This window comes from Pseudomonas sp. FP2300, assembly GCF_030687595.1.
Taxonomy (GTDB): domain Bacteria; phylum Pseudomonadota; class Gammaproteobacteria; order Pseudomonadales; family Pseudomonadaceae; genus Aquipseudomonas; species Aquipseudomonas bijieensis.
On record NZ_CP117440.1, the window covers coordinates 4,716,403 to 4,738,255 of the forward strand.

Genomic DNA, 21,853 nt, shown 5'->3' on the forward strand with positions numbered 1-21,853 from the left:
GGTTTAAACGCAAACCGGCCCCTCAGGGCCGGTTCGTCAATCAGTTGTTGTACAGATCGATGATCGCACTGACCGCCTGAGTCTTGGCCTTGGACGCATCGTTACGCGCGTTCTCGATCTTGTTCAGGTAGGCCTCGTCGATGTCGCCGGTGACGTACTTGCCGTCGAATACCGCGCAATCGAACTGCTCGATCTTGATCTTGCCACCGCCGACCGCTTCGATCAGGTCCGGCAGGTCCTGGTAGATCAACCAGTCGGCGCCGATCAGGTCGGCGACGTCCTGGGTGGTGCGATTATGAGCGATCAGCTCATGGGCACTCGGCATGTCGATGCCGTAGACGTTCGGGTAGCGCACGGCCGGGGCCGCGGAGCAGAAATACACGTTCTTGGCGCCGGCTTCACGGGCCATCTGGATGATCTGCTTGCACGTGGTGCCGCGCACGATGGAGTCGTCCACCAGCATCACGTTCTTGCCGCGGAATTCCAGCTCGATGGCGTTGAGCTTCTGGCGTACGGATTTCTTCCGTGCGGCCTGGCCCGGCATGATGAAGGTCCGGCCGATGTAGCGGTTCTTTACGAAGCCTTCGCGGAACTTGACGCCCAAGTGGTTCGCCAGCTCCAGGGCCGCAGTGCGGCTGGTGTCCGGGATCGGGATGACCACGTCGATGTCGTGTTCCGGACGCTCGCGCAGGATCTTGTCAGCCAGTTTCTCGCCCATGCGCAGACGGGCCTTGTAGACCGAGACACCGTCGATGATCGAGTCCGGACGCGCCAGGTAGACGTGTTCGAAGATGCACGGAGTCAGGGTCGGATTGGTCGCGCACTGACGGGTGTGCAGCTTGCCATCTTCCGTGATGTAGACCGCTTCGCCTGGGGCCAGGTCGCGAATCAGAGTGAAGCCCAGCACGTCCAGGGACACGCTTTCGGAGGCGATCATGTACTCGACGCCTTCATCAGTGTGACGCTGGCCGAACACGATCGGACGGATCCCGTGGGGATCGCGGAAACCGACGATGCCGTAGCCGGTGATCATCGCCACCACCGCGTAGCCACCCACGCAACGGTTGTGCACGTCGGTCACGGCGGCGAACACGTCTTCTTCGGTAGGCTGCAGCTTGCCGCGCTGGGCCAGCTCATGGGCGAACACGTTGAGCATCACTTCCGAATCGGAACTGGTGTTGACGTGGCGCAAGTCAGATTCGTAGATCTCCTTGGCCAGTTGCTCGACGTTGGTCAGGTTGCCGTTGTGGGCCAGGGTGATGCCGTAAGGCGAGTTGACGTAGAACGGCTGGGCTTCAGCCGACGTCGAACTGCCCGCGGTCGGGTAGCGCACGTGGCCGATACCCATGTGACCGACCAGGCGCTGCATATGACGCTGATGGAACACGTCACGCACCAGGCCGTTGTCCTTGCGCAGGAATAACCGGCCGTCATGGCTGGTCACGATACCGGCAGCGTCCTGGCCGCGGTGCTGGAGCACGGTTAGCGCGTCATACAGCGCCTGATTGACGTTCGACTTACCGACGATACCGACGATGCCACACATGCGACGCAACCCCTACTTAATGGATCTGAACTGAACAACACTCACTGCGGCGTTTTGGCCATCGGCAAGAGGTGTTCCTTGAACGGTATTTCAGCGGGTACGCTGATACCGCTGGCAAGCCACTGACTGCTCCAACCCAGGATCAGGTTTTTGGACCAGTCTGCGACCAATAGAAATTGTGGCACGAGCCGGGACTCCTGCCACCACGTATCCTGCTGCACCGGCCCCAGGCTCAAGAGCCCGACGGCCACGACCACCAGCAACGCGCCACGCGCCGCGCCGAAGGCCATGCCCAGGAACCGGTCCGTCCCGGAAAGCCCGGTGACGCGAATCAGTTCGCCGATCAGATAATTGATCATTGCGCCAACCAGCAAGGTGGCGATAAACAAGATGGCACAGCCCGCGATCACGCGGGCCGATGGAGTTTCGATGTATCCGGCGAGGTACTGGGACAGCGAACCACCAAACATCCAGGCTACGACTCCCGCGATGATCCAGGTCAGCAGCGAGAGGGCTTCCTTGACGAAGCCGCGGCTCAGACTGATCAATGCGGAGATGGCGACGATCGCAACGATCGCCCAGTCAACCCAGGTAAATGGCACGGTGCAGCCTACAGACGGATAAGGCGGCGCATTTTAGCAGAGCGCAGGGCTGTCGGTAAGCTGCACGATTCAAATCCACTAAATCGCTGTTAGCCGCGTTCTGGCTGGAAGCGCACGACGAACCCCTTGAGGTTCTGCTGGCGACTGAGCAGATCACGCAGGCGGTCGGCCTCGGCACGCTCGATCAGCGGACCGACAAACACCCGGTTCTTGCCATCGGCTGAACGGATGTAGGCGTTGTAGCCCTGGCTGCGCAGGGTTTTCTGCAAGTTCTCGGCACTTTCGCGACTGGTCAGGCTGGCCAGTTGCACCGACCAGCTGACTGACAGGCCATTGGCATCCACACGACTCTGGGTCGTATCCGGCTTGGCGGGTGCCGCAGTGATCGGCTGGCTCGGAGCCGGCTTGACCGCCGGTGCTGCTGGAACAGGCACTGGCGCGACAGGCGGCTTGCTTGGCGCGGCCGGAGCAGGCGTGGCAGGCGCGGGCGCAATAGGCGTGGAAGGCGCAGCAGGTTGCTCAGCCAGTTCCTCGTCGCTTGGCACCGGTTCCTGAGGCAACGTCTGAGGCTCGGGCACAACCACTGGCTCAACTTGCACCGGCTGCACTGAAGGCGCCTGGGGCGCGGCCGGCGCGTCGACTGTGACCTGGCGCTGCTCATCCTGGCGGGAAAACAGCATCGGCAGGAAAATCACCGCCAGGGCCACCAACACCAGGGCCCCGACCATGCGCTGCTTGTACGCCTTATCCAGCAATGCCATCTGCAGTCTCCTCCGTGGAGCGCCGGGCCAGCCATTGAAGGGCCTCGGCAACACAAAAAAATGATCCGAACAGCAGAATTTCATCATCGGCCGTCGCCAGGGCGCACTGCCCTTCCAGGGCGTCGGCCACACTGGCGTAGGCTTGCACTGAAGCACCGCGACGCTGCAAGGCTTCCTGCAACTGCGCCGCCGTACGTGAGCGCGGCGAATCCAGTGGCGTCACCGCCCAGTGCTGGACACTAGCACCCAACGCCTCGACAACGCCATCCAGATCCTTGTCGGACAGCAACCCGAACACCGCCAGGCGTTGCCCCACCACCGGCCGCCGCGCCAGGCGCTCGGCCAGGTACTGCGCTGCGTGGGGGTTATGGCCGACATCCAGCAACAGGTTCAGGCGCTTGCCTTGCCAATCGAACTGACGACGATCGAGGCGCCCGACCACACGAGTCGCCTGCAACGCCTGGACGATTTGCCCGGCATCCCAGGGCAAGCCCAGCAGCAGATAGGCCTGGAGCGCCAACGCGGCGTTTTCCATCGGCAGGTCCAACAGCGGCAGATCGCGCAACTCCATCGGATTGCCCCGCAGGTCGCTGCCGCGCCATTGCCAATGCTGTTCGGTCATCGCCAGGTCGAAATCCCGCCCGCGCAGAAAAAAAGGGCAACTCAGTTCGCGAACCTTGTCCAGCAACGGCTGGGGCGGATTGAGATCGCCGCAGAGTGCAGGCGCGCCCTGGCGAAAGATGCCGGCCTTTTCGAAGGCCACGGACTCGCGGGTATCACCCAGGTAATCGGCATGGTCCACGCCAATACTGGTGACCAGTGCAATGTCTGCGTCCACCAGGTTGACCGTATCCAGCCGCCCGCCCAGGCCGACTTCCAGCACCACCGCATCGAGACCGGCACGGGCAAACAACCAGAACGCCGCCAGGGTGCCCATCTCGAAATATGTGAGGGTTGTATCGCCACGCCCGGCTTCCACCGCGGCGAAGGCTTCGCACAGCTGGGCGTCTGTGGCTTCGACGCCGTTCACTTGCACCCGCTCGTTATAGCGCAGCAGGTGCGGCGAACTGTAGACACCGACGCTCAGCCCCTGGGCCCGCAGCAGCGAGGCCATGAAGGCGCAGGTCGAACCCTTGCCGTTGGTGCCGGTGACGGTGATGACCCGGGGCGCGGGCTTGGCGAGTCCCATGCGGGACGCTACCGCTTGCGAGCGCTCCAACCCCATGTCGATGGCCGATGGATGCAACTGCTCGAGGTAGGCAAGCCAGTCGCCCAGGGTACGTTGGATCATAGGCCTGCAGGCACCGGCGGAACCACGACCGGCTCGATCGGTGCGGCGACGAATTTCGGCGTCGGCAGCCCCATCAGTTGAGCCAGCAGGTTGCCCAGGCGCGGACGCAACTCCTGGCGATGGATGATCATGTCGATGGCGCCGTGCTCCAGCAGGAACTCACTGCGCTGGAAGCCTTCCGGCAGCTTTTCACGCACGGTCTGCTCGATCACGCGTGGGCCGGCGAAGCCGATCAGGGCTTTCGGCTCGCCGACGATCACGTCGCCGAGCATGGCCAGACTGGCGGAAACACCGCCGTAGACCGGGTCGGTCAGTACCGAGATGAACGGAATGCCTTCTTCACGCAGACGCGCCAGCACCGCGGAGGTCTTGGCCATTTGCATCAGGGAGATCAGCGCTTCCTGCATCCGCGCACCGCCGGAAGCGGAGAAGCAGATCATCGGGCAACGGTTTTCCAGGGCATGGTTGGCTGCGCGAACGAAACGCTCGCCAACGATGGCGCCCATGGAACCGCCCATGAAGGAGAACTCGAAGGCCGAAACCACCACTGGCATGCCCAGCAAAGTGCCGCTCATGGACACCAGGGCGTCTTTTTCGCCGGTCTGCTTCTGGGCAGCGGTCAGGCGGTCCTTGTACTTCTTGCCGTCGCGGAATTTCAGGCGGTCCACAGGCTCCAGGTCGGCGCCCAATTCCACACGACCTTCAGCGTCCAGGAAAATATCGATACGGGCACGCGCACTGATGCGCATGTGGTGGTTGCACTTGGGGCAAACGTCCAGGGTCTTTTCCAGCTCGGGACGGTACAGCACCGCCTCGCAGGATGGACATTTGTGCCACAGACCTTCAGGCACCGAGCTTTTCTTCACCTCGGAACGCATGATCGAAGGGATCAGTTTGTCTACTAACCAGTTGCTCATGCTTCTTTCTCCAGTACCGGCGGCCCGAACGCTCTGGTTCGCGGCCCCGCGTATGCCCTTGAGCTAAATTCATTGTGCGGCGAGGATCGAAGGCCACCACGGTCAGCGCGAAACATGACCTGCATGCAGCCCAACCTCCTCAGCCATCCCGGCAACCGCTGCACCGCGGTTACCCCTACGTTATCGGCCCACCCGGAGGCGGCGCCTGCCTGCTTTGTACAGTGCTGGTATGGACGGCGGCAGTCTGCCAGCCGTCACATTGACGACTGGCTACTGCGTACAGCGGCCATGAATGCACGAATCTTTGCCGGGTCCTTGATGCCCTTGCCCTGTTCCACCCCACCGCTCACATCCACTGCGTAAGGGCGAACCTGACGAATGGCTGCGGCGACGTTTTCCGCCGTCAGGCCACCGGCCAGGATGATCGGTTTGCCCAGGCCTTGTGGCACCAGCGACCAGTCGAAGGCTTCGCCGGTACCGCCAGGAACACCTTCCACATAAGTGTCCAGCAAAATGCCGCTGGCACTGGCGAAGGCCTCGCAACGGGCGGCAATGTCGTCGCCGGCCTTGACCCGCAACGCCTTGATGTACGGACGATGCCAGCCTTCGCAATCGGCCGGGGTCTCGTCGCCATGGAACTGCAACAAACCCAGCGGCACCGCATCGAGAATCTCGCCTAGCTCGCAACGACTGGCGTTGACGAACAGGCCCACGGGAGTCACGAATGGCGGCAAGGCCTGGACGATCGCCCTCGCCTGCTGCACCGTCACCGCCCGCGGACTCTTGGCGTAAAACACCAGCCCGATGGCATCGGCCCCGGCCTCGACCGCCGCCAACGCGTCCTCGACGCGGGTGATCCCGCAAATCTTGCTGCGAACGACCGGCATGGTGGCTAAAACCTCAGGCAAATCCGTGAAAGTCCCGGATGGTAGCAAATACTGCGCGGGGCGTCAGCCGTCGAGTTCCGAGAAGCCCGTGAGGAAATGTGGCCCTATGTAACGCTGTGGCAACTCGAATTCATCGTGATATTCGACCTGCACCAGATACAAGCCAAACGGGTGCGCCGTGACGCCACCGGAACGGCGGATACGACTGTCGAGCACTTCCTTGACCCATTCCACCGGGCGCTCGCCGGCCCCAATGGTCATCAATACGCCGGCGATGTTGCGCACCATGTGATGCAGGAAGGCACTGGCGCGGATGTCGAGCACGATCATCTTGCCGTGACGGGTCACGCGTAAGTGATGCAGTTCCTTGATCGGCGACTTGGCCTGGCACTGGCCAGCTCGGAACGCGCTGAAATCATGGACGCCGACAAGGTATTGCGCGGCCTCGGCCATGCGCTCGACGTCCAGCGGGCGGTGATTCCAGGTAATTTCTTCGTTCAGGTGCGCCGGACGGATCTGATCGTTGTAGATCACGTAGCGATAACGCCGGGCGATGGCCTTGAAGCGCGCATGGAAATGCGCCGGCATCTCCTTGGCCCAACTGACGCTGACGTCGTGCGGCAAGTTGATGTTGGCGCCCATCACCCAGGCCTTCATCGAACGCTCGACCTGGGTATCGAAATGCACCACCTGGCCGCAGGCATGCACGCCAGCGTCCGTACGGCCGGCGCAATGCAGCGACACGGGCGAGTCGGCGACTTTGGACAGTGCGTTTTCGAGGGTTTCCTGCACGGTCAGTACACCGGAAGCCTGGCGCTGCCAGCCACGGTAGCGCGAGCCTTTGTATTCAACGCCCAAGGCGATCCGGAAAAAGCCGTCGGCCGCCATTTCGGCGGCCGGGTTGTCTATGTTTGCCAAGGAATTACAGCCTGCTGAGGTACGCAAAGGCGGGCATTATAAGGCGGTCGGGACGGGATGCCAGTGCAACCGTTAGTCCTGTGCTGGACGGGCCGACGCCATCGCGAGCGGGCTCGCTCCCACAGGGGGCTGGCGATGGACTCAGAATTTACGCAACACACAAATACCATGTGGGAGCGGGCTTGCTCGCGAATACGGTGTGCCAGCTAAAAATTCATGACTGACACCCTGCTTTCGCGAGCAAGCCCGCTCCCACAAAGAGCTCTGTTGGATTCAGATTTTGCGCTACACACAAAAACCTGTGGGAGCGAGCCCGCTCGCAATGGGGCTAGCCCAACACCATCACCTCCCAACCCCAAACAAAAACGGCAGCCTCATTGGCTGCCGCTCTTGTTGAACCGAGCCTCTCAGACCAGGCGCGACAACATTTCCTGTGCTTCGCTCTTCTGGGTCGCGTCGCCTTCGCTGAGGACTTCGCCGAGGATATCGCGAGCGCCGTCGTTGTCACCCATGTCGATGTAGGCCTGGGCCAGATCGAGCTTGGTGGCTACCTCGTCGGTACCGCTGAGGAAGTCGAAGTCCGGTTCGTCTTCAGCGCCGACCAAGGCATCTTCGGCAGTGAAGGTCGGTTGGCCCAGACTGTCGGACAAACGATCCAGCTCGGCGTTTACATCATCCAGCTCGGACTCGAAGGCGTCCTTGGGCGCATCGTGGGCATCCATTTCATCGGACAGGGACAGATCGAAATCCGCTGGCAGCTCCAGGTCGTCAGCCGGTGTATCGGCCAAGGCTGGCGTTTCAGTCGCAGGCAAGTCCAAGCCCTTGAGGTCATCGTCCAGGTCCAGCAGGAAGTCTTCGTCATCGAGCGCCGGAATCGGCGTCGGCGCGTCGGCGCCCAGGTCCAGGTCGAACTCCGACAGGTCGTCCAGGCTTTCGTTGGCCTCGGTCTGCTGCTTGAGCACCGACTCGAAACTCAGGTCGTCGTCTTCCGGAAACGCGTCCAGCTCCGCGACAGGCTCGGGGGCCGGTGCGACCGGGGTTTCCAGGTCATCCAGGCTCAGGTCGAAGGCGCTGTCGAGTTCCTCGTCGGTTGGCGACTTGTCTTCCAGCAGATCCTTGACGTACTGCGCATCCAGCTCCGCGGCCACGGTCGCCGCGGCCAGGCCTGCTGTAGCGGCGACCACCATGGCCGGGAAACGGCTCTTCAGTTGTTCGACCTGGGCGAAGTTTTCGCCATTGGCCACCAGCTGGCGCTCCTGGGCGACAAAGGCGTCGCGGTCACCCTGCTGACCGTAGACTTCCATCAGCTTCAGACGCAAGTCGCTGCGCTGAGGCTCGGCCTTGATGCCCTGCTCGAGCAGGTCGGCTGCCTGGTTCAAGCGGCCGCGGTCGATATGGGACTGGGCCTGGGGCAGCACGTCGTCGGAACGCTCGGCGGCCGGAGCCACCAATGGCGCGGCGATAGGCGGCGTGACCACCACAGGCGCGACCACCGGGGCTGGCTTGGGGGCCGGCGCAGGCGCGGGTGCGGGTTTCGGCTCGAGTTTTACGCTGGGTGGCGGAACCTCAATGCCCTCGAAGCTGCTCGGGGGCAGATCGAGCTCCGGGGAGAAGTCAGCCTCCTCCTCGAGGGCCCGGGCCATGCGCAAGTGTTTTTCCGCTTCTTGCTGGGCCTTGCGGCGTCGAGCGAGCAACAACAGCAGCAACAGCAGGAGCAGTGCACCGCCGCCAATCAACCCCAGCAGGATCGGGTTGGTCAGCAGGTCGTTGTATTTTTGCTCGTTGGACGCGGCAGGCGTCGGTTCGACCGGCGCGGCAGGCGGTGTCGCTTCCGGGGTCGCTTCTGGCGCAGGTGCCGGTGCAGTCGCCGGGGCTTGTGCCGCTGGCGCAGGCGTCAGCTGTGCGGACATCGCCCCAGGCGCCTCGCCGGCTGGCGGAACGGCGGCGCCCTCGGCCTGCATCTTGGCCAGTTGATTGTTCTTCAGCTCGATCAGGCGCTGCAGCTTGTCCAGTTGGCTCTGCAGATCCGCCATGCGGCTTTTCAGTTCTTCGTTATCCCGGCGCGCCGAATCGAGGCTTTCCTGGGTGACAGCAAGCTTGTTGGAGAGCGCCTGGGCATCGCCGGCAGCACCCTTGCCCTTGCCGCCCGCCTTCGCCGAGTCGGCCGACACCAGGCTCAAGTTGTCGCGACCGGCCGCCTGTGCCGGCGCGCCTTCGCCACGACCACGCTTGGTGGCATCCAATTGCTGCTTGCCGGCACCCGCCACGCCCCGACGTCCCGAACGCCAGGCGGCGTTCTGCGCAGCCACTTCAGCGATGGCCTGGGGTTGCGGCAACGCCGTGCTTTGCACCGGATCCGGCAGGCGCAACACCTGCCCGGTCTTGAGCAGGTTGATGTTGCCGTTGATGAACGCGTTCGGGTTCAACGCCTGGATCGCCAGCATGGTTTGCTGGACCGACCCGCCGTTGCGCACCTTGGCGGCGATTTCCCACAGGGTATCGCGCGGCGTGGTGGTGTACTGGGAAGGCTTGGTGGCGCCGGTAACCGGTGTGGACACAACCTGGGGTGGCTTCGCCCGGGCGGCGTCGGCGGCCTGTGGCGAGAATTTGGAGGGGTCGAGCAATACGCTGTAGTCGCGCAGCAGACGGCCATTGGGCCACATCACCTGCACCAGGAACTTGACCATGGGTTCGGACAGCGGACGGCTGGAGGTTACCCGCAGGACGCTCTTGCCGTTGGCGTTGATCACCGGGGTGAAGGTCAGGTCATTGAGAAAGGCCTGGCGGTCGACCCCGGCCTTGGCGAAGTCTTCGGGGGAGGCCAGGCTCGGCACGACTTCGGCGGCGGTCAGTTGCTGGACGTCGAGCAACTCGATCTCGGCGACCAAGGGCTGGTTCGGCGTCGACTTCAGGGTCAATTCCCCGAGCCCGAGCGCTTGCGCCATACCGGAGGACAGCGCCGAGGCGGCCGCTATTGCTAACACCAGTTTGCGAACTTGAACCATAGCCTCTTCCTTTGTTTGAACATTCCTCGGCCAGCGAGAAGGTATTGATGCCGCTGCCGTAAGGCATTGCGCGCAGCCCCGATGCGACGGTGCGCGCGATCATTTCACTCATGCCCCGGGAAAGTCCCCCAGAGGGATGTTCGCCTTCAGCACTCCGGCCAAGCATAGCGCCCAGCTAGAATCATTCGACAAATTGATGCCAAGTATCTTTTACAGCAAGTCTTTTATCAACAACTCAGCCACCTGCACGGCATTGAGCGCCGCGCCCTTGCGCACGTTATCTGACGTCAGCCACATATTTAGCTCCGCCGGATCGTCGATCCCGCCGCGCACACGACCAACGTAGACCACATCCTGCCCCACCGCATCGCCCACCGCCGTCGGGTAATCGCCCGCCTCCACCAGCTCGATACCGGGCGCCGCTTCCAAAGCCGCGTTGACCTTGGCCAGGTCGACGGCCTTGGCAGACTGCACAGTCACGCTAAAGCTATCGCCAAAAAACACCGGGGCTTGAATGCAAGTGACGGAAATCTTTAACAAAGGCTGATTCAGCACTTGGCGCAACTCGCGGACCAGGCGTTTTTCCAGCTGCGTATGCCCCTGCTCGTCCGGCGCGCCAACCTGGGCCAGCAGGTTGAACGCCATCTGACGGTCAAAGAACTTCGGCTCCAGCGGACGGGCGTTGAGCAGCTCGGCAGTCTGACGCGCCAACTCGCTCACGGCCACGCGGCCCTGGGCCGACACCGCGAGGCTGGCGGTCAGGCTGATGCGTTGCAGATCGAGGCATTCACGCAGCGGCGCCAGCACCACCGCCAAGGCCGTGGCCGACGCGCTGGGGCTGCTGACCTGCAACGGTTTGTTCAAGCCAGCCAATACTTGGGCATTGGCTTCCGGCACGATCTGCGGCGCCTGTTCGGGCGGCAAGGCACCGGACAGGTCGATCAGCGCACAACCGGCTGCCGTGGCCCGCGGGGCGAAACTCAGGGTCACCGCTGGGCCCGCCGCGAAGAACACCAGTTGGACTTTGCTGAAATCGAACTCGTCGACCTCGCGCACCCGCACGTTTTTGCCGCGGAACATCACCGAGCTGCCTGCCGATTCGCTGCTGGCCAGCAGGTGCAGGTTACCGACCGGGAAGTCCCGCTCTTCGAGAATCTGGACGAGGGTTTCGCCAACAGTACCGGTGGCGCCGATCACGGCAATATCAAAGGACTGGCTCATGGGTCTACCTCAGGTAAAACGTGGGGAGCGGCACTTTACCGGGTGGTCGGTATGCAGGCAATTGGCAGGGGGATTTGCGGTGCCTGGGCTGGTCCCATCGCGAGCAGGCTCGCTCCCACAGGTTTTGCGGCCACCAAGGATCCCATGTGGGAGCGAGCCTGCTCGCGATGGCGCCGCCTCAGGCGCATAAAATCCCAAAACCGCCCCCCAAATAAAAAACCCGCACCTCTCACAAGGCGCGGGTTCTTTCACAGCGACAATCGATCAACGCTCGAGCAGGATCCGCAGCATGCGACGCAGCGGTTCGGCCGCACCCCACAGCAGTTGGTCGCCGACGGTGAAGGCACCGACGAATTGCGAACCCATGTTCAGTTTGCGCAAACGGCCCACCGGGACATTCAGGGTGCCGGTGACCTTGGTCGGGCTCAGCTCCTGCATGCTGATTTCGCGGTTGTTCGGCACCAGCTTGACCCAAGGGTTGTGCTGGCTGATCAGCCCTTCGATGTCGGCTATCGGCACGTCTTTGTTCAGCTTGATGGTCAGCGCCTGGCTGTGGCAACGCATGGCGCCGATGCGCACGCAGATGCCGTCCACCGGGATCGGGCTCTTGAAGCGACCGAGGATCTTGTTGGTTTCGGCCTGGGCCTTCCACTCTTCACGGCTCTGGCCGTTAGGCAGTTCCTTGTCGATCCACGGAATCAGGCTGCCAGCCAGCGGTACGCCGAAGTTTTCGGTCGGGTAGGCATCGCTGCGCATCGCCTCGGCGACCTTGCGGTCGATGTCGAGGATGGCGCTGGCCGGGTTGGCCAGGTCATCGGCGACGGCGGCGTGGGTCGCGCCCATCTGCTTGATCAGTTCACGCATGTTCTGCGCACCAGCACCGGATGCCGCCTGATAAGTCATGGCGCTCATCCACTCCACCAGCCCGGCTTCGAACAAGCCGCCCAGGCCCATCAGCATCAGGCTGACAGTGCAGTTGCCGCCGATGTAGTTCTTGGTGCCCGCATCCAGCTGCTGGTCGATGACCTTGCGGTTGACCGGGTCGAGGATGATCACCGCATCGTCCTGCATGCGCAGGCTGGAGGCGGCGTCGATCCAGTAACCCTGCCAGCCGGCTTCACGCAGCTTGGGGAATACTTCGCTGGTGTAGTCGCCGCCCTGGCAGGTCAGGATCACGTCGAGGGTCTTGAGCTCGTCAATGCTGTAGGCATCCTTGAGCACACCGGTGTCCTTGCCCACGGATGGGCCCTGGCCACCGACATTGGAAGTGGTGAAAAACACCGGCTCAATGAGATCGAAATCCTGCTCTTCCAGCATTCGCTGCATGAGCACGGAACCGACCATGCCGCGCCAACCGATCAGACCTACACGTTTCATCGCAACTACACCTATACAAAAGTGGGCCACCGTCGAAGCAGTGGGCCCGAAAGATTACAGATTCCGCAGCGCGGCGACTACTGCATCGCCCATTTGCTGCGTACCGACTTTGGTACAACCTTGCGACCAGATATCACCGGTACGCAAGCCTTGGTCCAAGACCACGCTGACGGCTTTTTCGATCGCGTCGGCGGCATCGTTCAAGTTGAAGCTGTAACGCAGCATCATCGACACCGACAGGATGGTCGCCAACGGGTTGGCAATGCCCTGCCCGGCGATGTCCGGCGCCGAACCGTGGCATGGCTCGTACATGCCCTTGTTGTTGGCGTCCAGGGAAGCCGACGGCAGCATGCCAATGGAACCGGTGAGCATCGACGCTTCGTCGGACAGGATGTCGCCGAACATGTTGTCGGTGACGATCACGTCGAACTGCTTCGGCGCGCGCACCAGTTGCATGGCGGCGTTGTCGACGTACATGTGGCTCAGTTCGATGTCCGGGTAATCCTTGGCCACCTGCTCGACCACTTCGCGCCACAATTGGCTGGAGGCCAGCACGTTGGCCTTGTCCACCGAGCACAGCTTCTTGCCACGCACGCGGGCCATGTCGAAGCCGACCCGGGCGATACGGCGGATTTCGCTTTCGCTGTACGGCAGGGTGTCGTAGGCCTGGCGCTCGCCATTATCCAGCTCGCGGGTGCCACGCGGGGCGCCGAAATAGATGCCGCCGGTCAGCTCGCGAACGATGAGGATGTCCAGGCCCGAGACGATTTCCGGCTTCAGGCTCGATGCATCGGCCAGTTGCGGGTAAAGAATCGCCGGACGCAGGTTGCCGAACAAGCCCAGTTGCGCGCGAATTTTCAGCAGGCCGCGCTCGGGGCGGATGTCGCGTTCGATCTTGTCCCATTTCGGGCCGCCCACGGCACCCAGCAGCACGGCATCGGCGGCACGGGCACGGTCCAGGGTCTCGTCGGCCAGGGGCACGCCATGCTTGTCGATGGCCGCGCCGCCGATCACGTCGTGGCTGAGTTCGAAGCCCAGGCTGTACTTGTCGTTCGCCAGCTCCAGGACCTTGACCGCTTCGGCCATGATTTCCGGGCCAATGCCATCACCTGGGAGAATCAGAATCTGCTTGCTCATGCTTTCCTCGTTTGCTCTGTCGACACAGGCCTCTGGCGCTGGCCGGGAAAAATGCTACCGCTCGGCCCACAGCACCAGTACATCTGTACTGAACGAACCATCGGCCTCAATCTCAAAATATTCACGCACTTCATCACCCATCGAACGCTGCAGCTGGAGAATCGCCGCACGCATCACCTCGGGGGTACGCATGCGCTCGACCCAGGAGTGGTACTCCAGGCGCAGGCGCTGGCGTGAGGTGCTGCGGGTGTGCAACCCCGCTTCGCTGACCTGGCGCAACCACTCGCCGGCCGAATAATCGCGCACATGGCTGGTGTCGCGCAGCACTTCGATGCTTTGCAAGTAGGTGTCCAGCAACGGCGTGCCCGGCGACAGGATGTCAATGAACGCCATCATCCCGCCCGGCTTGAGCACCCGACGCACCTCCCGCAACGCCAGGCCCAGGTCACTCCAATGATGCGCCGAATAGCGGCTGAACACGAAGTCGAACTCACCGTCGGCGAAGGGCAAACGCTCGGCGGCACCGCGCACCGTGCTGATATTGCCCAGGCCCCGCTCCGCGGCCGCCGCAGTCACCACATCGAGCATCTGCTGGGACAAATCATAGGCCACCACTTCACCGGCCAGCGGCGCCACGTGGAAACTCACATGGCCGGCGCCACAGCCCAGGTCCAACACACGGGCATCGCCACGGCCAGCCAGCGCAGCCTGTAGCAGCGCGAACTCAGCGCCCTGGGCGTGCACGGCACTGCTCAGATAGGCCGAGGCCTGTTCACCGAATTGCTTTTGTACAACCTGACTGTGGGCGGTGCTGGTCATGGAACTTCCTTTTGGCTGTGTCTGTTCTGGCCTCATCGCGAGCAGGCTCGCTCCCACATTGGATTTGCGGCGTAAAGAAAATCCCTGTGGGAGCGAGCCTGCTCGCGATGGCGTCGTTACGCCTTACGCAAAATCAAGCATCGCGAAACAACCAAGGCTGGCTCGCCCGATGCTTGGCCTCGAACGCGGCAATCGCCTCGCCGTCCTGCAAGGTCAGGCCAATGTCATCCAGGCCGTTGAGCAGGCAATGTTTGCGAAACGCATCGATCTCGAACCCCAACACCTTGCCGTCGGGGCGAGTCACGGTCTGGGCCGCGAGGTCGATTTTCAGCTGGTAGCCGGGGTTGGCTTCGACCTGCTGGAACAACTCATCCACCTCAGCATCACTGAGGATGATCGGCAGCAAGCCGTTCTTGAAGCTGTTGTTGAAGAAGATGTCGGCGTAGCTCGGCGCGATGATGCTGCGGAAACCGTATTCTTCCAGGGCCCACGGCGCGTGCTCGCGACTGGAACCACAGCCGAAGTTCTCCCGGGCCAGCAACACGCTGGCGCCTTGGTAACGCTCGGCGTTGAGCACGAAATCCTTGTTCAACGGCCGCTTGGAGTTGTCCTGGTACGGCTGGCCGACATCCAGGTAACGCCATTCGTCGAACAGGTTCGGGCCGAAGCCGGTGCGCTTGATGGACTTCAAGAACTGCTTGGGAATGATCTGGTCGGTGTCGACGTTGGCACGATCCAAAGGCGCGACAAGACCGGTGTGCTGGGTAAAAGCTTTCATGCTGCGCTCCTTCAGATCAATTCGCGGACGTCGACGAAACGGCCGTTGACAGCCGCCGCCGCGGCCATCGCCGGGCTCACCAGGTGCGTACGGCCACCGGCGCCCTGACGGCCTTCGAAGTTACGGTTGGAGGTGGAGGCGCAATGCTCGCCCGACTCCAAACGGTCCGGGTTCATCGCCAGGCACATCGAGCACCCTGGCTCGCGCCACTCGAAACCGGCCTCGAGGAAAATCTTGTCCAGCCCTTCCGCTTCGGCCTGGGCCTTCACCAGGCCCGAGCCCGGCACCACAATGGCCTGCTTGATCGTCGAGGCAACTTTGCGGCCCTTGGCGATCACCGCCGCGGCGCGCAGGTCTTCGATCCGCGAGTTGGTGCAGGAACCGATGAACACGCGGTCGAGCTGAATGTCGGTGATCGCCTGGTTGGCGCTCAAGCCCATGTATTTCAAGGCGCGGACGATGGAGTCACGCTTGACCAGGTCCATTTCCTTGGCCGGATCCGGTACATTCTGGTCCACCGCCAGCACCATTTCCGGCGAAGTGCCCCAGCTGACTTGCGGCTTGATTTGGGTCGCGTCGAGCTCGACCACGGTGTCGAACTTGGCATCGGCATCGGAGACCAGGTCTTTCCAGGCCTCGACCGCCAGGTCCCATTCCGCGCCTTTCGGCGAAAACGGACGGCCCTTGACGTATTCCACGGTTTTTTCATCGGCAGCCACCAGGCCAACGCGAGCGCCAGCCTCGATGGACATGTTGCAGATGGTCATGCGGCCTTCGACGGACAAGTCGCGGATCGCGCTGCCGGCGAACTCGATGGCGTGGCCGTTACCACCCGCGGTACCGATCTTGCCGATCACCGCCAGGACGATGTCCTTGGCAGTCACGCCGAACGGTAACTTGCCCTCGACGCGCACCAGCATGTTCTTCATTTTCTTGGCAACCAGGCACTGGGTGGCGAGCACATGCTCCACCTCGGAGGTGCCGATGCCATGGGCCAGGGCGCCGAAGGCACCGTGGGTCGAGGTGTGCGAGTCGCCGCAGACCACGGTCATGCCCGGCAAGGTCGCGCCCTGCTCCGGGCCGATGACGTGGACGATGCCTTGGCGCACGTCATTCATCTTGAATTCGACGATGCCATATTCGTCACAGTTATCGTCGAGGGTCTGGACCTGCAGACGCGAGACCTGGTCGGCAATGGCTTCAATGCCGCCCTTGCGCTCCGGCGTGGTCGGTACGTTGTGGTCCGGGGTCGCGATGTTGGCATCGATGCGCCACGGCTTGCGCCCGGCCAGGCGCAGGCCTTCGAAGGCTTGCGGCGACGTCACTTCGTGGATGATGTGACGATCGATGTAGATCAGCGCCGAGCCATCGTCGCGCTGCTTGACCAAATGCGAATCCCAGAGCTTGTCGTAGAGCGTTTTGCCGGCCATCAGACGGTTCCTCATCAGCTTGTTTCTATGCCCCGGGCCTGAACGAATCAATAACCCCTTGGCTTGTGAGGCTGATCCTATGGGGTTACATTAAATAACTCAAATTCATATTTTTTATACTTTGCATAACCAAGTGGAATTCGACCGGAACCGCCATGGACCTCGCCAATCTCAATGCCTTTATTGCCATCGCCGAGACGGGCAGTTTCTCCGGCGCCGGCGAACGCCTGCACCTGACCCAGCCGGCCATCAGCAAGCGCATTGCCGGCCTCGAACAACAACTCAAGGTGCGCCTGTTCGACCGCCTGGGCCGTGAAGTGGGCCTGACCGAGGCCGGCCGGGCCCTGTTGCCACGGGCCTATCAAATCCTCAATGTGCTGGACGACACCCGCCGCGCCCTGACCAACCTGACTGGCGAAGTGACCGGGCGCCTGACGCTCGCCACCAGCCACCACATCGGCCTGCACCGCCTGCCGCCTCTACTCAGGGAGTTCACCCGCCGCTACCCCCAGGTGGCACTGGACATTCAGTTTCTGGATTCGGAAGTGGCCTACGAAGAAATCCTCCATGGCCGGGCCGAACTGGCCGTCATCACCCTCGCCCCCGAACCCCACACGCTGGTAAGGGCCACGCCGGTGTGGGACGACCCCCTGGATTTCGTGGTCGCCCCCGAGCATGCATTACTGGAAAACGGCGCGGTCAGCCTGGCGGACATTGCCTTGCATCCGGCGGTTTTCCCGGGGGGCAACACCTTTACCCATCACATCGTGCGACGGCTGTTCGAGGCCCAGGGCCTGACACCGAACATCGCCATGAGCACGAATTACCTGGAAACGATAAAAATGATGGTCTCCATCGGCCTGGCCTGGAGCGTTTTGCCGCGCACCATGCTCGACGAACAGGTGGCGCGCATTCCTTTGCCGGGCATACAACTCAGTCGCCAGCTAGGCTATATCTTGCACACCGAACGGACGCTGTCGAACGCCGCACGGGCTTTCATGGCCTTACTGGACGCACAAATCGATTTGCCAGGGACAAAGGCATAGGTTGTGCCGCGCCTGTAGGGCCTTGGATGCTTGTGCTTAATGCCCAAACCCGCTCAAGGCTCGCCAGAAATGCCCAAACCCGCTGACCATCTCCCGCCCTTGCCACGCATCCAGGCGCTAGACCCGAAACGGTCCGAGCAAAGCTGGGACAGCGCGCCGCAGTTGCTGGCCGCCCTGAACGGCGCTCGGCTGGGGGCCTGGTCGTGGGACATCGACAGCGGGCAGATCAGTTGGTCCCGCGGCACCCAGGCGCTGTTCGGTTTCGATCCGCGCCAGCCATTGCCGGCGGATGTGGATTATCTGGACCTGTTGCTGCCCGAAGACCGGGCCCGGGCCGTGCGCGCCTTTCACGCGGCAGTGGCCGGGGCGCCGTTGGAACAGGCGATGCACCACCGCATCGTCTGGCCCGATGGCAGCCTGCACTGGCTGGAGATCAGCGGCAGCGTGCTGCCCGACAAGCATGGCCGTCCGCGCATGATCGGGGTGATCCGCGAAATCACCCATCAGCGCGAGCGCGAACAAGCCCTGCGCAGTTCGGAAAAACGCTTCGCCACGCTCTTTCATCTGTGCCCGAACATGGTCTTGCTGACCCGCCAGGAGGACGGGCTGATCAGCGAAGCCAACCAGTATTTCGAAAGCCTGTTCGGCTGGCCGGTGCATGACGTAATCGGCCGCACCACCCTGGAGCTGGGCTTGTGGGTTGACCCCAGCCAACGGGCGAAACTGGTGGAAGCGACCAAAGCCAAGGGCGAGCTGGTGAGCATGGAGGTGGAGTTCCGGGCCAGCAACGGTCAGATTCATAACGGCATTCTCAGTGCGCAAAAAGTCGAACTCGAAGGCCAGCCCTACCTGTTGAGCACCTTTCTCGACACCACCGAGCGCAAACTCGCCGAGCAGGCCCTCAAGGACAGCCAGGAACGCCTGGACCTGGCCCTCGACTCGGCGCAACTGGGTACCTGGGACTGGCACATTCCCAGCGGCATGCTCTACGGCTCGGCCCGCGCAGCGCAGCTCCATGGCCTGGACCCCAAGCCCTTCCACGAATCGTTCGATGCGTTTTTCGAGGGCGTCCCCACGGAAGAACGCAACAACATGCGCAACGCCTATCGCAGCCTGCGCGAAGGCCCGGCGGGCAACTACCAATTGACCTACCGGGTGCAACTGCCGGACGGCAGCTCGCGCTACCTGGAAAGCCGCGCCCGCCTCTACCGCAACGACGACGGCAGCCCTTTGCGCATGGCCGGCACCTTGCTGGATATCACCGACCAGGTGGAGCGCGAACAGAGCCTGGCCGCCTCGGAAGAAAAATTCGCCACGCTGTTCCAGGTCAGCCCCGACCCGATCTGCGTCACCCACCAGGACAGTGGCCGGTTTCTCGAGATCAACTCAAGCTTCACCCAGACCTTCGGCTGGACCGCCAACGACGTGATCGGCCTCGGCGCCGACGAAATCGGCCTCTGGGACGCCTCGGGCAGTAGCCTGCAACGCATCGAACGGGTGATCCGCGAACAATCGCTGAACAATGTCGCCATCGTCGTTCATCATAAGAACGGCCAGCCGCTGACCTGTGTGATTTCCAGCCGGCAGATCAACGTCGGCAACCAGCCCTGCATCGTCACGACCTTGCGGGACATCACACAGCAACAACGCTCCGAAGCTGCCCTCAAGGCCAGCGAAGAGAAATTCGCCAAGGCGTTTCATTCCAGCCCCGACGCCATCACCATCACCGAGCACAAAAGCGGTCGCTACCTGGAGGTCAACGACGGCTTCTGTCGGTTGACCGGCTACCGCGCCGACGAGGTGATCGGGCGCACGGTCTACGAAGTGGGGATCTGGGCCGAAGAAAAACAACGCGCCGCCCTGCTGGCCGAATTGCAACTCAAGGGCCGCGTCGTTCACCAGGAAATGCTCGGGCGCAATAAACGGGGGGAAATCCTCACGGTGGAGGTCTCGGTCGAGCCCATCACGCTCAATGAAACGGCGTGTCTGCTGCTGACCGCCCGGGACGTGAGCCTGCTACGCAATGCCGAAGCCCAGATCCGCCACCTGGCCTATCACGACCCACTGACCAACCTGCCCAACCGGGCCTTGCTGATGGACCGGCTGAGCCAGCAGATCGCCCTGCTCAAGCGCCATAATTTGCGTGGCGCCCTGCTGTTTCTCGATCTGGACCACTTCAAGCACATCAACGATTCCCTCGGTCACCCGGTGGGCGACACCGTGCTGAAAATCATCACCGCGCGCCTGGAGGCCAGCGTGCGCCTGGAAGACACCGTCGCGCGACTGGGCGGCGACGAATTCGTGGTGCTGCTCAGCGGCCTGGAAGGCTCGCGCAACGAAGTCAGCAAGCAAGTGCAAACCCTGGCCGACACCCTGCGCGAACTGCTTTCGGAGCCGATGTTTCTCGATGGCCAGCGACTGCAGGTCACGCCGAGCATCGGTATAGCGCTGATTCCCGATCACGGCTCCACGCCCACCGATTTGCTCAAGCGCGCCGACATTGCGTTGTATCGCGCCAAGGATTCGGGGCGCAACACCTCGCAGATGTTTCACACCACCATGCAAAAAGCCGCCAGCGAACGGCTGCGCATGGAGACCGACCTGCGCCAGGCCCTGGCCCGTGGCGAGTTCAGCGTGCATTTCCAGCCCCAGGTCGATGCCCGGGACAACCGCATTGTCGGTGCCGAAGCCCTGGTGCGCTGGCATCACCCGGATCTGGGCGCCCAATCGCCGAACGAATTCATCAAGGTGCTGGAAGACAGCGGCCTGATCCTGGAAGTCGGGACCTGGATCCTCGACGAAGCCTGCGATGGTTTCAAGCAACTGATTGCCAAGGGCAAGATCGATCCGGACCAATTCAGCCTGTGTGTAAACATCAGCCCGCGGCAATTCCGCCAAAGCGACTTCGTCGAACGCATCGAAAGCAGCTTGGCCACCCACGGCCTGCCATGCTCCCTGCTGAAGCTGGAAATCACCGAAGGCATCGTGATCCAGAACCTGGATGACACCATCGCCAAGATGCGCCGGCTCAAGAAACTCGGGGTGAGCTTTGCCATGGACGATTTCGGCACCGGCTATTCGTCGCTGACCTACCTCAAGCGCCTGCCAGTGGATACGCTGAAGATCGATCAGTCATTCGTGCGCGACGCCACCAGCGACCCCAACGACGCGGAGATCATCCGCGCCATCGTCGCCATGGCCCGCAGCCTCAACCTGGTGATGATTGCCGAAGGCGTGGAGACCCTGGAGCAATTGCAATTCCTGCAGGGGCTGGGTTGCCACCTGTACCAAGGCTACCTGCACAGCCGGCCGTTGCCGCTGGAGGCGTTTGAGCGGTTGTTGCCGTGACATGGAGGCGCTACGGGGAGCGCTTGTGGCAAGGGGGGGTCTATGTGGGAGCAAAGCTTGCTCGCGACTGCAGCCTGACTCGGTATTTGAAGGACCGCATCGCTTTTATCGCGGGAAAGCCTTGCTCCCACATGAAATCCCCTCGCCACAATTAATCTTCCACCGTTCTCCAAAATGAAGAAGGGCGCCATCTGGCGCCCTTCTTCAGTTGCGATGCATCAGTTTTGCAACGCGGGTTGCTGCTGCGCCCCGTTGATCGGGATGCGCTTGGCTTTCGCCTCTTCCGGAATCACCCGCAACAGGTCGATGCTCAACAGACCGTTGCTCAGGCCGGCGGACTTGATCTCGATATGATCGGCCAACCGGAAGGACAGCTTGAACGCACGCTGGGCGATACCTTGGTGCAGGTAAGTCACGCTGTCGTTGCTCGCTTCGCGCTTGCCGCCACTGATGGTCAGCACACCTTTTTCCACTTGCAGGTCCAGGTCTTCTTCCTGGAACCCGGCGGCGGCGACCACGATGCGGTATTCGTCATCGCCATGTTTTTCCACATTGTAGGGTGGATAGCTGCTGCCCGGTTCGTTGCGCAGAGCGGTTTCGAACAGATCGTTGAAACGATCGAAACCCACCGAGGAACGGAACAGCGGGGCCAGCGAAAATGCAGTACTCATGATTCAAATCTCCTGAAAAATTCAGCAAGTTTTTTTGTCTCCGCGACCCGAATTCGGCATCGCGTAACCCTTATCTAGGGTTCGCCAAAAACTTTTCAA

The 21,853-nt window shown here is 62.3% G+C and carries 17 protein-coding genes; 2 read left to right on the forward strand and 15 right to left on the reverse strand.

From position 1 onward, the window contains the following. Positions 1-40: 40 nt before the first annotated feature. The 14 genes from purF to leuC form a co-directional block, all read right to left on the reverse strand. Positions 41-1,546: an amidophosphoribosyltransferase gene (gene purF, locus PSH86_RS20800; RefSeq protein ID WP_109754607.1), complete on the reverse strand. Its 1,506-nt coding sequence runs from the start codon at positions 1,544-1,546 to the stop codon at positions 41-43. A gap of 41 nt (positions 1,547-1,587) precedes the next feature. After that, a complete protein-coding gene (locus PSH86_RS20805; protein WP_003179770.1) occupies positions 1,588-2,148 on the reverse strand; it encodes a CvpA family protein in 561 nt (186 codons plus the stop codon). Between the two features lie 89 nt (positions 2,149-2,237). Continuing rightward, entirely contained in the window at positions 2,238-2,909 is a 672-nt protein-coding gene (locus tag PSH86_RS20810) for an SPOR domain-containing protein (protein ID WP_305484669.1), read from the reverse strand. Beyond that, positions 2,893-4,200 (reverse strand): bifunctional tetrahydrofolate synthase/dihydrofolate synthase, encoded by a 1,308-nt coding sequence (folC, locus tag PSH86_RS20815; RefSeq protein ID WP_305484671.1) that lies wholly within the window; start codon positions 4,198-4,200, stop codon positions 2,893-2,895. The genes PSH86_RS20810 and folC overlap by 17 nt, the downstream gene beginning before the upstream one ends. After that, positions 4,197-5,117: an acetyl-CoA carboxylase, carboxyltransferase subunit beta gene (accD, locus tag PSH86_RS20820; RefSeq protein WP_109754604.1), complete on the reverse strand. Its 921-nt coding sequence runs from the start codon at positions 5,115-5,117 to the stop codon at positions 4,197-4,199. The genes folC and accD overlap by 4 nt, the downstream gene beginning before the upstream one ends. 254 nt (positions 5,118-5,371) lie before the next feature. Continuing rightward, entirely contained in the window at positions 5,372-6,004 is a 633-nt protein-coding gene (locus tag PSH86_RS20825) for a phosphoribosylanthranilate isomerase (RefSeq protein ID WP_109754603.1), read from the reverse strand. A gap of 63 nt (positions 6,005-6,067) precedes the next feature. Next, entirely contained in the window at positions 6,068-6,892 is an 825-nt protein-coding gene (truA, locus tag PSH86_RS20830) for a tRNA pseudouridine(38-40) synthase TruA (protein ID WP_109754735.1), read from the reverse strand. Positions 6,893-7,329: 437 nt separating this feature from the next. Then, entirely contained in the window at positions 7,330-9,927 is a 2,598-nt protein-coding gene (locus tag PSH86_RS20835) for a FimV/HubP family polar landmark protein (protein ID WP_305484675.1), read from the reverse strand. Between the two features lie 210 nt (positions 9,928-10,137). Continuing rightward, complete coding sequence (locus PSH86_RS20840; RefSeq protein ID WP_109754601.1) at positions 10,138-11,148, reverse strand: aspartate-semialdehyde dehydrogenase; 1,011 nt, start codon at positions 11,146-11,148, stop codon at positions 10,138-10,140. Positions 11,149-11,412: 264 nt separating this feature from the next. Next, the gene (asd, locus tag PSH86_RS20845; protein ID WP_109754600.1) at positions 11,413-12,525 is read right to left on the reverse strand and encodes an aspartate-semialdehyde dehydrogenase; all 1,113 of its coding nucleotides are present in this window, start codon (positions 12,523-12,525) and stop codon (positions 11,413-11,415) included. A 54-nt stretch (positions 12,526-12,579) separates the two neighbouring features. Then, on the reverse strand, positions 12,580-13,662 hold the full coding sequence (gene leuB / locus PSH86_RS20850; protein WP_109754599.1) for a 3-isopropylmalate dehydrogenase: 1,083 nt from the start codon (positions 13,660-13,662) through the stop codon (positions 12,580-12,582). A 54-nt stretch (positions 13,663-13,716) separates the two neighbouring features. Beyond that, on the reverse strand, positions 13,717-14,481 hold the full coding sequence (locus PSH86_RS20855; RefSeq protein ID WP_109754598.1) for a class I SAM-dependent methyltransferase: 765 nt from the start codon (positions 14,479-14,481) through the stop codon (positions 13,717-13,719). 133 nt (positions 14,482-14,614) lie between these two features. Next, entirely contained in the window at positions 14,615-15,259 is a 645-nt protein-coding gene (gene leuD, locus PSH86_RS20860) for a 3-isopropylmalate dehydratase small subunit (RefSeq protein ID WP_109754597.1), read from the reverse strand. An 11-nt stretch (positions 15,260-15,270) separates the two neighbouring features. Then, positions 15,271-16,689, reverse strand: coding sequence for a 3-isopropylmalate dehydratase large subunit (leuC, locus tag PSH86_RS20865; RefSeq protein ID WP_003179747.1), 1,419 nt, complete (start codon positions 16,687-16,689; stop codon positions 15,271-15,273). Between the two features lie 155 nt (positions 16,690-16,844). Between leuC and PSH86_RS20870 the strand changes: the two genes are divergently transcribed. Together PSH86_RS20870 and PSH86_RS20875 are read left to right on the forward strand one after the other, a co-directional pair. Continuing rightward, entirely contained in the window at positions 16,845-17,735 is an 891-nt protein-coding gene (locus tag PSH86_RS20870; RefSeq protein WP_109754595.1) for a LysR family transcriptional regulator, read from the forward strand. A gap of 69 nt (positions 17,736-17,804) precedes the next feature. Then, entirely contained in the window at positions 17,805-21,083 is a 3,279-nt protein-coding gene (locus PSH86_RS20875; RefSeq protein WP_305484678.1) for an EAL domain-containing protein, read from the forward strand. Between the two features lie 218 nt (positions 21,084-21,301). Here PSH86_RS20875 and PSH86_RS20880 read toward each other — a convergent pair whose 3' ends face one another. Continuing rightward, positions 21,302-21,754 carry an Hsp20 family protein gene (locus PSH86_RS20880; protein ID WP_003203872.1) on the reverse strand — a complete coding sequence of 151 codons (453 nt, stop codon included), beginning with the start codon at positions 21,752-21,754 and terminating at the stop codon, positions 21,302-21,304. Positions 21,755-21,853: the final 99 nt, after the last annotated feature.